Annotated in this window: 12 protein-coding genes; 4 read left to right on the top strand and 8 right to left on the bottom strand. The window is 64.0% G+C overall.

The features are described 5' to 3' along the window. Positions 1-4: 4 nt before the first annotated feature. Positions 5-862 (top strand): alpha/beta hydrolase, encoded by an 858-nt coding sequence (locus tag AC07NT_RS14540; protein WP_498599408.1) that lies wholly within the window; start codon positions 5-7, stop codon positions 860-862. Here AC07NT_RS14540 and AC07NT_RS14545 read toward each other — a convergent pair. The 3 genes from AC07NT_RS14545 to AC07NT_RS14555 all read right to left on the bottom strand — a co-directional run bounded on the left by AC07NT_RS14545 (position 859) and on the right by AC07NT_RS14555 (position 3,955). Further along, positions 859-2,031 (bottom strand): MFS transporter, encoded by a 1,173-nt coding sequence (locus AC07NT_RS14545; RefSeq protein ID WP_498599407.1) that lies wholly within the window; start codon positions 2,029-2,031, stop codon positions 859-861. The genes AC07NT_RS14540 and AC07NT_RS14545 overlap by 4 nt on opposite strands. Continuing rightward, positions 2,028-2,747 carry a 16S rRNA (uracil(1498)-N(3))-methyltransferase gene (locus tag AC07NT_RS14550; RefSeq protein WP_498599406.1) on the bottom strand — a complete coding sequence of 240 codons (720 nt, stop codon included), beginning with the start codon at positions 2,745-2,747 and terminating at the stop codon, positions 2,028-2,030. The genes AC07NT_RS14545 and AC07NT_RS14550 overlap by 4 nt, the downstream gene beginning before the upstream one ends. A gap of 101 nt (positions 2,748-2,848) precedes the next feature. Further along, positions 2,849-3,955, bottom strand: a complete 1,107-nt coding sequence (locus AC07NT_RS14555) for an aminoglycoside phosphotransferase family protein (protein ID WP_498599405.1) — start codon at positions 3,953-3,955, stop codon at positions 2,849-2,851. A 165-nt stretch (positions 3,956-4,120) separates the two neighbouring features. Between AC07NT_RS14555 and AC07NT_RS14560 the strand changes: the two genes are divergently transcribed. From AC07NT_RS14560 to rsmA, 3 genes are read left to right on the top strand one after another with little or no spacing between them, the layout of a single operon-like run. Then, the gene (locus AC07NT_RS14560; protein WP_498599404.1) at positions 4,121-6,358 is read left to right on the top strand and encodes an LPS-assembly protein LptD; all 2,238 of its coding nucleotides are present in this window, start codon (positions 4,121-4,123) and stop codon (positions 6,356-6,358) included. 4 nt (positions 6,359-6,362) lie between these two features. After that, positions 6,363-7,721 carry a peptidylprolyl isomerase gene (locus AC07NT_RS14565; RefSeq protein WP_498599403.1) on the top strand — a complete coding sequence of 453 codons (1,359 nt, stop codon included), beginning with the start codon at positions 6,363-6,365 and terminating at the stop codon, positions 7,719-7,721. Further along, positions 7,718-8,476, top strand: coding sequence for a 16S rRNA (adenine(1518)-N(6)/adenine(1519)-N(6))-dimethyltransferase RsmA (gene rsmA / locus AC07NT_RS14570; RefSeq protein WP_498599402.1), 759 nt, complete (start codon positions 7,718-7,720; stop codon positions 8,474-8,476). The genes AC07NT_RS14565 and rsmA overlap by 4 nt, the downstream gene beginning before the upstream one ends. 61 nt (positions 8,477-8,537) lie before the next feature. Here the strand turns inward: rsmA and AC07NT_RS14575 are convergent, their stop codons facing one another. From AC07NT_RS14575 to AC07NT_RS14595, 5 genes are all read right to left on the bottom strand, one after another. Beyond that, a complete protein-coding gene (locus tag AC07NT_RS14575) occupies positions 8,538-8,696 on the bottom strand; it encodes a hypothetical protein (protein WP_498599401.1) in 159 nt (52 codons plus the stop codon). Positions 8,697-8,743: 47 nt separating this feature from the next. After that, a complete protein-coding gene (locus AC07NT_RS14580) occupies positions 8,744-9,145 on the bottom strand; it encodes a barstar family protein (RefSeq protein WP_498599400.1) in 402 nt (133 codons plus the stop codon). Between the two features lie 35 nt (positions 9,146-9,180). After that, positions 9,181-9,513, bottom strand: coding sequence for a guanyl-specific ribonuclease (locus tag AC07NT_RS14585; protein ID WP_498599669.1), 333 nt, complete (start codon positions 9,511-9,513; stop codon positions 9,181-9,183). A 213-nt stretch (positions 9,514-9,726) separates the two neighbouring features. After that, positions 9,727-12,033, bottom strand: a complete 2,307-nt coding sequence (locus AC07NT_RS14590; RefSeq protein WP_498599399.1) for an NADP-dependent malic enzyme — start codon at positions 12,031-12,033, stop codon at positions 9,727-9,729. A 161-nt stretch (positions 12,034-12,194) separates the two neighbouring features. Continuing rightward, positions 12,195-12,470, bottom strand: coding sequence for a DUF2061 domain-containing protein (locus tag AC07NT_RS14595; RefSeq protein WP_498599398.1), 276 nt, complete (start codon positions 12,468-12,470; stop codon positions 12,195-12,197). Positions 12,471-12,546 lie beyond the last annotated feature (76 nt).

A 12,546-nucleotide genomic window follows, 5' to 3' on the forward strand; every position in this document is an offset into this window, starting at 1 on the left:
GCCGATGCCGGAATCCACACTGACCACCTTTGTTGCCTCCGACGGCGACAACCTGGCCATCCAGGACTGGCCGCTCGATCCGGCCGTGCCGCTGCGCGGCGTGCCGCTGCGCGGCGTGGTGCTGCTGGTGCACGGCCTGGGCGAGCACGCAGGTCGTTACCAGGAACTGGCGTTGCGCCTCAACAGCTGGGGTTTTGCGGTGCGTGGCTACGACCACTATGGCCATGGCGAATCCGGTGGCGTGCGCGGTGGCCTGCCCTCGGACAACCGCCTGGTCGAGGACCTGGCGGACGTGCTGAGCAGCACGCGCAAGCGCATGCATGCCGGCACACCCCTGATCCTGCTGGGGCACAGCATGGGCGGCCTGGTGGCAGCGCGCCTGGTGGCGCTGGGACTGGCGCGGGTCGAAGGCCTGGTGCTGTCCTCGCCGGCTCTGGACCCGGGGCTCAATGCCCTCCAGAAGTTGCTGCTGGCCGTGTTGCCGGCGATTGCGCCCGACTTGCGTGTGGGCAATGGCCTGAACCCGAAATGGATTTCACACGATCCGCAGGTGGTGCAGGCCTACCAGCAGGACAGGCTGGTTCACGACCGCATCTCGGGGCGTCTGGCGCGATTCATCGCCGAAGGCGGCGCGGCCACACTGGCGGCGGCCCCGCAATGGCAGGTGCCCACGCTGCTGATGTACGCGGGTCGGGACAAGCTGGTCAGTCCGCGCGGCAGCGCGGCCTTTGCCCGGGCTGCGCCGCCTCGGGTGCTGACGGCACACTGCTTCGAAGACCTCTACCACGAGATCTTCAACGAGCTGGAGCGAGAGCCGGTGTACGCCCAGCTGCAACAGTGGCTGGACCGCTGGTTTGCCTAGGACTTGACGGCGGCCTGGCGCCGCAGCGCCAGCCACAGCAGGGCGAAGCCCGTCAGCGCTACGGGAACCAGCGAGCCGATATTGAGCCACTGCCAGCCCTGGGTGGTGACCAAGGCACCCGAAGCAAAAGAGGTCAGCGTCATCATGGCAAACACCGCGAAGTTGATGGCGGCCTGGGCTCGGTCCTTTTCTTCGGGGCGGTAGGCCTGCAGCGCCAGTGTGGTGCTGCCCGTGAAGAGGAAATTCCAGCCCACACCCAGCGCGAACAAGGCGATGAGGAACTGGTGCAGGTCCACGCCTGTGAGGGCAATGGCGATGCACAGGGCATTGAGCAGCACGCCCACACCCATGATGGTCAGTGTGCCGAAACGCTTGATCAGATGACCTGTGAAGAAGCCAGGCGCGAACATCCCGATCACGTGCCACTCCAGCACCAGGGCCGTGTCGTCGAATGAGAAGCCGCAGACCTGCATGGCCAGAGGCGTGGCGGACATCAGCAAGCTCATGACGCCGAATCCCAGGGCAGCGCCCACGGCGGCCACCAGGAACAGGGGCTGACGCACGATCTCGCGCATCGGTCGGCCCGTCGGTGCTCCTGCGGCCGCAGGGGGCACGGCCGGGAATTTCACGAAAGCCATGACCAGCAGGCCCAGCAGGGCGACACCGGCCAGGGCCAGGTAGGCACCCGCGAAGGGCGTGGCCAGCCAATTGCGGGTGAATTTGGCGAGGTTGGGGCCGGCTATGGCGCCGATCAGGCCACCGGCCATCACCAGGGAGACCGCTTTCTCGCGGTAGTCCACGGTGCTCAGCTCAGCGGCTGCAAAACGGTAGAGCGAGCCATTGGCGCTGTAATAACCGGCCACCACGGTGGCGGCCACGAGCAGCCAGAAATTGTGGGTCCAGACCGCATAGGCGCAGACCAGGGCCGAGACCAGGGCCACGAGCAGGCCGAGCTGGAAGGAGACCTGACGGCCCCAGCGCGTCTGTGAGCGAGCGACCAGGCCGGTGCTCAGGGCGCCGCCCACGACATAACCCATGACCGGCAGGGTGGCCATCCAGCCCAGCGGTGCGAGGCTCAAACCGACCAGGCCGTTGATGGCAATGAAAACGACATTGTTGGTGAAGAACAGTCCCTGGCAGAGTGCCAACAGCAGCAGGCGTGTATTCATGTGCCCAGTGTAAGCGCGGCGAGGGCGGCGAGCGGCGCGGTCTCGGCGCGCAACGTGCGGGCGCCCAGGCTGACCGGCACAAAACCGTGGTTGCGTGCAGCCTGCTCTTCCGCCACACTCAGGCCGCCTTCGGGCCCGGAGAGGAAGTACACCGGCCCGGCATCCAGGGTGGCGACGTGCTGCGCCAAGGGCACGCTGTCGGGCTGCAGGGACAGCAAGAGACGATGACCTGCGGGGGCTGCCGATAGCCAGGCTGGCAGTGTCTGGATGGGGTGCACGAGTGGCACACGGTTGCGCCCGCATTGTTCGCAGGCGGCGATGGCCACACCTTGCCAGTGACTGCGCTTTTTCTCGGCCCGCTCACCGGCCAGCCGCAGCACGCTGCGCTCGGCCTGCAGTGGTTGCAGGCTGGTCGCGCCCATCTCGGTGGCTTTTTCCACCAGCCAGTCCATGCGCTCGTTGGCTGGCATGCCCAGGGCCAGGTGCACCGTGCGCGGCGCTTCGCGCTCGATGGCCTGATGCGAGACCACCTGCACTTCCACGTCGCTGCGGCCCATGCGGGTGACGGTGGCCACGCATTCGCCTCCCCCGCCGTTGAAGAGGGTGATCTCGTTGCCTGGCTGCAGGCGTAGCACCTGAACATGGCGCGCGGCGCTATCGGGCAGTTCCAGCGTGGCGCCGGCCGGTAGCGGCGTGGGGCAGAAAAAGCGCGGCATATGAATCGATGGCTCAGTCGCCGCCGCGCAGGCCCAAAGCGACTGCGGCCCCCGCGGGAGGCAGCACAGTACACGAAGTGACAAGCGAGGGAGCCATATTCCTAGACGCGGCCGAAGGCGTAACCGCCGGCGTCGCTGATGCCCTCGACCTCGTCGATCAGGCGCAGCAGGGGCTTGAGTTCGATGTAGCGGGAGCAGGTGGCACGGATGTAGGCGATGAAACGCGGCGCATCGGCCAGGTACTGCGGCTTGCCGTCGCGCAGGGTCAGACGCGCGAAGATGCCGGCGACCTTGAGGTGGCGTTGCAGGCCCATCCACTCGACTCCGCGGTAGAACTCGCCAAAATCCTCCCCCACGGGCAGGCCGGCCTTGCGCGCCTTTTGCCAGTAACGGATGGTGATGTCGAGCACGAAATCCTCCTCCCAGCTCAGGAAGGCGTCGCGCATCAGGCTGGCGATATCGTAGGTGACGGGGCCGTAAACGGCGTCCTGAAAATCTAGCACACCCAGGCGCTGCTCAGCGGCGTCACCGGGGATCATCAGGTTGCGCGGCATGAAGTCGCGGTGCACGTAGACGCTGGGCCAGGCCAGGTTGCGCTCGATGATGAGGGTGAACATCCTGTCCAGCGTTTCGCGCCGCTTGCCCTCGACCGCGACGCCGCGATGACGTGCCAGATACCACTCGGGGAAAAGCTCCAGCTCGCGCCGCAACAGGGCGGTGTCGTACGCTGGCAGCACCTCCGGGCGCGACGCTTTCTGCCATTCGACCAGGGCATCCACCGCCTTGAGGTACAGCGGCAGGTTGGCATTGGCGTTCTGCGCCTCGATGACCTGCATCATCGTCTGGCCGCCGAGGTCGGACAGGAGCATGAAACCCTGCGGCTCATCCCAGGCCAGGATCTGTGGAACGTGCAGCCCGGCTTGCGCCATGAGGTCGGCGACCTGGACAAAAGGGCGGCAGTTTTCCTTGTCCGGTGGGGCGTCCATGATGATGCGGCTGCCCAGGCCGCTATCGATGCGCAGGTAGCGCCGAAAGCTGGCATCGGCCGAGGCCGGGCGCAGGCTGGCGGTCTGGAGTTGCTGGGGACCTGCCAGTTCGCCCAGCCAGAGCTCAAACGCGGCGGCGCGTTCCGGATCGGGCCAGGAGACAAAAGACGAGGAAGGCCCCGTGCCCGAGGGGATGAGAGGGCTGGAAGTGGGTAGGCTCATGGATAATCCATTCTACAAACCCTGCTTCCCCTGGGCCTTTCTGTTTTGTCCATTCCTTTGCGTCCCGTGCTGAAACCACTGGCACTGCTGGCCTGTGTGCTGTGGCAGGGCAGCGCAGCGCATGCTCAGCAGTCGTCGGCGGCCCCGACGCCTTTGCAGTTACGCATGAGTCCGCAGCTGCAGGAACGCATCGGACAGGAGCAACGCAATACGGCCCCCACCTTCCTGTCCGGCCAGCGTCTTTCGGCGGAAACGGACAGCGAAGTGGCGCTCGAGGGCCAGGTCGAGTTGCGCCGGACCGATCTGGTGATCCGCGCAGAGCACATCGACTATGACCAGGCCCGCGATCTGGCGCGAGCCCGCGGCCATGTGCGCATCAACCAGGCGGGCAATATTTTCGAAGGACCGGCGCTGGAACTCAAGGTGGATGCTTTCGAGGGCTATTTCGAACAACCAAGCTACCAGTTGCTGGCCAACGACGCCCATGGCGAGGCCGAGCGCATCGATTTCCTGGATGACAAGCGGGCCGTGGTGCGCAATGCGACATTCACGACCTGCCAGCGCCAACCCGGGCCGGACTGGATGCCGGACTGGATTCTGCGTGCCGCCACGTTGCGTTTCGACAGCGAAGAGGAGACCGCACAGGCGGAAGACGCAACCCTCACCTTCCAGAATGTGCGCCTGGTCGGTGTGTCTTCGGTGAGCTTCCCTCTGACGGACAAACGTAAGTCGGGTCTGCTGGCGCCCACCTTCGGGGTGGACAGCATCAGCGGGACCGAGGTGACGGTGCCGTACTACTGGAACATTGCGCCCAACCGGGATGCGACTTTCTATCCGACGGTCATGAGCAAGCGTGGCGTCAATTACGGTGGCGAGTTCCGTTATCTGGAGGACGCTTACCAGGGGCGCCTGCGTGCCGACTACATGCCTGGCGACCTGCTACGCGATCGCGACCGTTGGGGCGGCTCCTACCAGCACACGGGTGTGATCGATACCGGTAGCAGCAGCATCGGCGGCCTGGGCCTCAACCTGAACCTCAACCGGGTCAGCGACGACGACTATTGGCGCGATTTTCCGCGTGCCACCACCTCGCTGACATCGCGCCTGCTGGCCAATGACGCCTCACTGAACTGGAACAAGAGCTTCTATTCAGCCTCGCTGCGCACGCTCAAGTGGCAGACGCTGCAGGATCCGTTGGCGCCCATCGTCCCCCCTTACGACCGCATGCCGCAGATCGTGGGGCGCTACATGCAGCCCGATGCCGGTGGTTTCGAGGTGGGGCTGGAGGCCGACTACACAGACTTCCAGGCCGACCGCCGCCTGACAGGCCAGCCCAATACCCAGCGCAGCGTGATGCGCAGCCAGCTGAGTTATCCCCTGCTGGGTGCGGCTGGCTTCATCGTGCCCAAGGTGCAGCTGCATTCAGCCACCTATAACTTCGACGCTCCGCTGGCGAATGGCCAGTGGCAGGCCACACGCAGTGTGCCGACCTACAGCCTGGACAGCGGTCTGATCTTCGAGCGAGATGCTGCTTATTTTGGCAACCGCTTTCGCCAGACCCTGGAGCCGCGTCTTTTCTACGTTAATACGCCTTATGTCGATCAGAACTATCTGCCCAACTACGATTCAGGCGCCACGGACTTCAGCTTTGCCAGCATCTATACAGAAAACGCCTTTGTCGGCAATGACCGCATAGCCGACAACAACTTGTTGACAACCGGCCTGTCCAGCCGTCTGCTGGACCCCGACAGCGGTGCCGAAATCGTGCGCCTGGGCATCGCCCAGCGCTTCCGCCTGGAGGATCAGCGCGTGACCCTGCCCGGCGGCACCCCTGCCGCCAAGGGCATCAGCGATATCCTGGTGGGCGCCGGCCTGACACTCGATCCGCGCTGGTACCTGGACAGCACGGTGCAGTACAACCCGACGACGGAAAAATCGGTCCGCTCCACGGTCTCGGCCCGTTACAACCCGGGGAACTACCGGGTTCTCAACATGGCCTACCGCTTCCAGCGCGACCTCAGCGAGCTGGTGGACATAGGCTGGCAATGGCCGATCAACGACCTGTGGGGTGACCGTGGGGAGGATCTGGGACCGGGGCGTGGCCAGGGAGCCGGACGCTGGTACAGCGTGGGGCGTTTGAACTACAGCCTGCAGGACAGCAAGCTGGTCGACTCCATCATCGGGTTTGAGTACGATGCGGGTTGCTGGCTGGGCCGTGTCGTGCTGGAGCGTCTGCAGACGGGTCTGGTGTCGACCAACCAGCGCATCATGTTCCAGCTCGAGCTCGTCGGCTTCTCCCGGCTGGGTATAGACCCCCTGCAGACGCTCAAGAGCAATATCCCGCGTTACCAGTACCTGCGTGAACAGGTGACTGCGCCCAGCAGATTCAGCAATTACGATTGACCCCATGACGAGCTACCGATATTCGACCCTGATCCTGGCGGTTCTGGCCTGCCTGCCTGCCTGGTCCCAGGGGCTGCGTGCGCCCGCGAACCCGACGTCGGCCCCAGCAGCGGCGCAGGTGCCGGGCGCGCAGGCTGGTGACTACATCGTCGCCGTGGTCAACGCCGAGCCCATCACCAATCAGCAGGTCCGTGCCGAGGTCGAACGCATACGGCGCCAGCTCTCGGCCCAGCGCCGTCCCTTGCCGGACGCGCGGGAGATCGCGAAGCAGGTGCTGGACCAGATGATCGGCGAGCGTGTGCAACTGCAGCTGGCGCGTGAGCAGGGTATCAAGGTCGATGAGCCTTCGATCGACCAGGCCGAGCAGTCCGTGGCCAGCCAGAACCAGCTGTCCGTCACGCAGCTGCGTCAGCAGCTGCAACGGGAAGGCGTCGATCTCCAGCGCTTTCGCGAGCAATTGCGTGACCAGCTGCTGCTGACCCGGTTGCGTGAGCGGGAGGTCGAGGGGCGGGTGCGTGTCAGTGATGCCGAGGTGGAGCAGTACCTGACCGAACAGCAGGAACGCAGTGCGGACCCGTCCAACCAGCAGATCAATATGGCGCACCTGCTGGTCGCCGTGCCTGAGGGGGCCGGTGAGCAGCAAGTGGCCGAACTGGAGGCCAAGGCCCAGCGCGCGCTGCAGCGTGCGCGCGCCGGCGAAGACTTTGCTGCGCTGGTGCGTGAATTTTCCGATGCCGCCGATCGTGTCAATGGCGGCCAGCTAGGCCTGCGCACGGCAGATCGCTATCCCCCCCTGTTCCTGGAGGCCGCACGCGCGCTCGCGCCTGGTGGGGTGACGGGGCCTGTGCGGTCCGGGGCTGGTTTCCACGTCATCAAGCTGCTGGAGCGGCGCCTGAGCGGTCTGCCACCTGCGACCGTGACGCAGAGCCATGCGCGCCACATCCTGCTTGTGCCCAGCACCCAGCTGAACGAGGCGCAGGCCCGCGACAAGCTCAACGATTTCCGTCGACGCATCGTGGCCGGCGAGACCGACTTTGCAACACTGGCACGCCAGCAATCTCAGGATGGCAGTGCCGCCCAAGGCGGCGATCTGGGCTGGGCCAATCCCGGACAATTCGTGCCTGAATTCGAACGGGTCATGGACCAGCTGGCACCTGGCGAGATCAGCCAGCCCCTGATCTCGCGTTTTGGCGTGCACCTGATCCAGCTGCTGGAACGTCGCAACGCCGCGATCAGCGCACGCGACCAGCGCGAGCTGGTGCGCAATATGTTGCGCAACAATAAATACGAAGAGACGTATGCCAACTGGGCGCGTGATGCGCGCGCGCGCGCCTATGTGGAGTTGCGCGAAGCGCCGCAATGAAGCATATCCCGCGCAAACGTTTCGGCCAGCATTTCCTGGCTGATGACGGCATCATCGATGGCATCGTGCGCGCCATCGATCCGCACCCGGAGCAGGTCATGGTCGAGATCGGCCCGGGCCTGGCGGCGCTTACCCAGCCTCTCGTTGAACGCCTGGGGCGGCTGATCGTCATCGAACTGGACCGCGATCTGGCGGCACGTCTGCGTTCGCACGCCCAGCTGGAGGTGGTGGAGTCCGACGTGCTCAAGGTCGATTTCACGCAGCTGGCTCAGGCGCAAAAGACGCAGAAGCTGCGGGTGGTCGGCAATCTGCCCTACAACATCTCCACGCCCATCCTGTTCCATCTGCTTGAGCACGTGGCGGTGGTCGAAGACCAGCACTTCATGCTGCAGAAAGAAGTGATTGACCGGATGGTGGCCGCACCCGCGACGGCTGACTATGGCCGCCTGAGCGTGATGTTGCAGTGGCGTTATGCCATGGAGAACGTACTTTTTGTGCCGCCCGAGAGTTTCGACCCGCCGCCGCGCGTGGACAGCGCCGTGGTACGCATGGTGCCCCATGCCCAGCCAGCCGCGGTGGATGTGAAGCGCCTGGAGGGGCTCGTGCAGGTGGCTTTCAGCCAACGGCGCAAGATCTTGCGCCACACCCTCGGGCGCTGGCTCGAGGAGCAAGGTGTCTCTGGCGATTTCGACTTGCAACGCCGTGCCGAGGAGGTGCCGGTGGCGGAATATGTGGCCCTGGCGCAGCGCCGCTGAACGCGGCCACGGAAAAGAAAAAGGCCCGTCAACGACGGGCCTTTTTCATGGGAAGAGCGGGTCAGGCCGCAGCAAGCCAGTAGCCTGCATTGAAGGGGCTGCTCATGCGCAGCGCCAGCGGCGACACGTCGAGCAGCTTGTCGGTTGGCATCTTTTCGCCGCCTTCTTCGCTGAGTTCAATTCCTGTTGCGGGAGCGGTCTCGGCGATGACGCCTTCCACCTTAGCCTCGTTCGCCCGTTCTGCTTGGCTGGTTTGTGCAGAACGGGCTACAGAAAAGAATAGAAACACCGGAAGGGGACCTTGCGGTCGCTCCAGTAGTCCGCCGCGTCGCGGAAGATGTCGAGCAGTTGCTCGCGGGCTTCCTTGTCGAACTTGGCATTGGCCGGGATGTGTTCCAGCACGGCGATGAAACCCGGCTGCGGGCCCGACTTGTGCAGCGGGTCGGTCATGCAGTCGTAGAGGGCGTCGAAGTTCTTGCCCACGTTGGCCGGCAGCATGAACTGCTGCGCGATCAGGTCCAACACGTCCTGCCGCGACTGGGCCTGGGCCAGGTTGGCATACAGGAAGTGATGACCCAGGCCCTGGGCAGCCTCCTGCAGATCCGATACCCGGAAGGCACGGATCGACTGAACGATATTGGTTCTTACAGTACGAAGTGGTGTATCCATCCCCGCGTCACTTTCTTACTAAACACTGATTCGAGTCAGGGCACGATCCGGCGAAAGCTCGCATAGTGATCGGCCGTGTAATAACAGGCATCTGGCGTCGTCGGCGGGCCACCACACACAATCCGGTGCGTACCCCGGTTGCGTACGCCAGGCAGGGCCACGGTGTATTCACGGTAGTAACCGCGTTTCTGGACCGGGAGCAAGCGCTCACGGTTGCCAAACACCGAGCCATCCTTCTCGTACGCAAACGGCCCGCCCTGGAAAATCAGGCGATAGGTGTGCGCACCCTGGCGTGGCAGTTCTGCCACCGACACCGTCATGGACGCGTCTACTGGTGTTGGGCCTTTGGCCTCCACACCGGTGGACATACAGGCTAGCGATAGCAAAAAGCCAGTGAGTACCAACTTGATGCCAAAGCTGCGCGCCATGAGTCAAACTTGTTATTACTCCCCGGGTAAACCCCAGGGATTCAAGCCCACAAGTGTCGCCGATCTGGCCTAAAAAAGCAAGGGCCTGCCCAATTATTGGGCAGGCCCTTGCGGCAGGGAGAGCGTTAAGTTGGCGCTCGCTGTCGTCCGATTTCAGCGTGAGGCGTTAGCGTCGGCCACGGTCAGCGCTGTCATGTTGACGATGCGGCGCACCGTGGTGCTGGCGGTCAGGATGTGCACGGGCTGGGCGGCCCCCAGCAGAACCGGGCCAATGGCAATGTTGCCGCCGGCAGCTGTCTTGAGCAGGTTGTAGGCAATATTGGCCGCGTCGATATTGGGCATGACCAGCAGGTTGGCGGGGCCGTTGAGCGTGCTGTTAGGCATGATGGCGCGGCGGGCCACGGCGTCCAGGGCCACGTCGCCATGCATCTCGCCGTCGACTTCCAGCCAGGGCGCCTGAACGCGCAGCAGGTCCAGGGTCTGGCGCATTTTGATCGCGCTGGGCTGGTTGCTGCTGCCGAAGTTGGAATGGCTCAGCAGGGCAGCCTTGGGGCGCAGGCCGAAGCGCATCATTTCCTCGGCCGCCATGATGGTGATCTCGGCCAGCTGCTCGGCGCTGGGGTCGTAGTTGACGTGGGTGTCGAGGATGAAAAGCTGGCGATCCGGCAGCAACAGGCCGTTCATGCAGGCATAAGTATTGACGCCCGCGCGCTTGCCGATGACCTGGTCGATGTACTGCAGGTGCATGGGGTTGGTGCCCCAGGTGCCACAGATCAGGCCGTCCACATGGCCCTTGTGCAGCAGCATGGCGCCGATCAGTGAGAGGCGGCGGCGCAGTTCAATCTTCGCTATGGCCACAGTCACGCCCTTGCGCTCGGTCATGCGGTGGTAGGTCTGCCAGAAGTCGCGGTAGCGCTCGTCGTGCTCGACGTTGACCACGTCGTAGTCCTGGCCTTCCTTGAGGCGCAGGCCGAACTTCTCAATGCGCTGCGCAATGATGGCTGGGCGGCCGATCAGCGTGGGGCGGGCAATGCCCTCGTCCACGACGATTTGCGCGGCACGCAGCACGCGTTCTTCTTCGCCTTCGGCATAGGCCACGCGTTTCTTGGCGGCCTTCTTGGCCGCCTGGAAGATGGGCTTCATCGTCGTGCCCGAGGCGTAGACGAAGGCCTGCAGTTTTTCGCGGTAGGCCTCCATGTCGGTGATCGGGTTCTGGGCCACACCGCTGTCCATGGCCGCCTGGGCCACAGCCGGTGCGATCTTGATCATCAGGCGCGGATCGAAGGGCTTGGGGATCAGGTAATTGGGGCCGAAGGACAGCTGCTCCCCGGCGTAGGCGGCCGCCACCACTTCACTCTGCTCGGCCTGGGCCAGCTCGGCCATGGCGCGCACTGCGGCGATCTCCATCTCGTCGGTGATGGTGGAAGCCCGTGCGTCCAGGGCGCCGCGGAAGATGTAGGGGAAACACAGAACGTTGTTGATCTGGTTCGGGTAGTCCGTGCGGCCCGTGGCCATGATCACGTCGTCGCGCACGGCCTTGGCTTCGGCGGGGTCGATTTCCGGATTCGGATTGGCCAGCGCGAAGATGATGGGCTTGGGCGCCATGCGCTTGACCATGTCGGCCTTGAGCACACCGCCGGCCGAGAGGCCCAGGAAGATGTCCGCGTCGGCGATGACATCGCCCAGCTTGCGGGCATCGGTCTTCTGCGCGTACTGGCGCTTGTCATCGTCCATCAGTTCGGTTCGGCCTTCGTAGACCACGCCGGCCAAGTCGGTTACCCAGATGTTCTTGCGCGGCATGCCCATTTTGAGCAGCAGGCCCAGGCAGGCCAGCGCGGCGGCGCCAGCGCCCGAGGTGACGAGCTTGACGTTCTTGATGTCCTTGCCGGCGACCTTCAGGCCGTTGATCAGGCCGGCGGCCACCACGATGGCGGTGCCGTGCTGGTCGTCATGGAAGACCGGGATCTTCATGCGTTCGCGCAGCTTGCGCTCGACGTAGAAGCAATCCGGCGCCTTGATGTCTTCAAGGTTGATGCCGCCGAAAGTGGGTTCCAGTGCGGCAATGATGTCGACCAGCTTGTCCAAGTCCTTCTTCTCGTCGATCTCGATGTCGAAGACGTCGATGCCGGCGAACTTCTTGAACAGCACGCCCTTGCCTTCCATGACCGGCTTGGAGGCCAGCGGGCCGATGTCGCCCAGGCCCAGCACGGCGGTGCCGTTGGTGATCACGCCCACCAGGTTGCCGCGGCTGGTGTACTTGAAAGCGTTGTTGGGGTTCTTGACGATCTCTTCGCACGGGGCGGCTACACCGGGGGTGTAGGCGAGAGACAGATCGTGCTGGTTGACCAGCTGCTTGGTGGCAGCGATGGCGATCTTGCCGGGGGTGGGGAACTCGTGGTATTCGAGAGCGGCGCTACGCAGTTGCTCGCGCTTGTCGTTGGACGACGGGGTGCTGGACATCAATCAACTCCTGCTGCAGGCCTGATTTGTGATGGGGCCGAGCCGTGCGGTGATCCGTACGCCCCGTCCCAACGGTCTGCTTCTATGGGGAATCGGATTGTAGACCTCGAAAGCGTGTATTTCGGTCCGTGAATCCAGGAAAAGAAGCCCTCGGTTTCTACTTATGCGCAAAGGCCGGGCTCAGGTGTTGGCGGTTCGATGGGTGCAGATGCCTGCACAACGGGCCTTTGCGCCGCGCGTTCCCAGAGTTTTTCATGAAAGAAAAAAGCAAAGGCCTGCACTGTAGTCTCGAGCAGACTGAGTGTGAATGACATGAGCAGATCGCCCGTGACCGCGTAGGCCATGCCGGCCGCCACCGTGATGTGGAGCAGGTAGTAGCTGGCGGTTTTCTTGAGTGCGGACAGGTTGGCGCGGGCGAAATTGGCCGTGACGAACACCTTTTGATGAACAATGGATGGCCCATCAACGGTAGTTTTTTGCTATGAATCTGGCCAATTGGATCTCACAACAGCC

The sequence above is a fragment of the Hylemonella sp. GW821-FHT10B10 genome, from assembly GCF_059415585.1.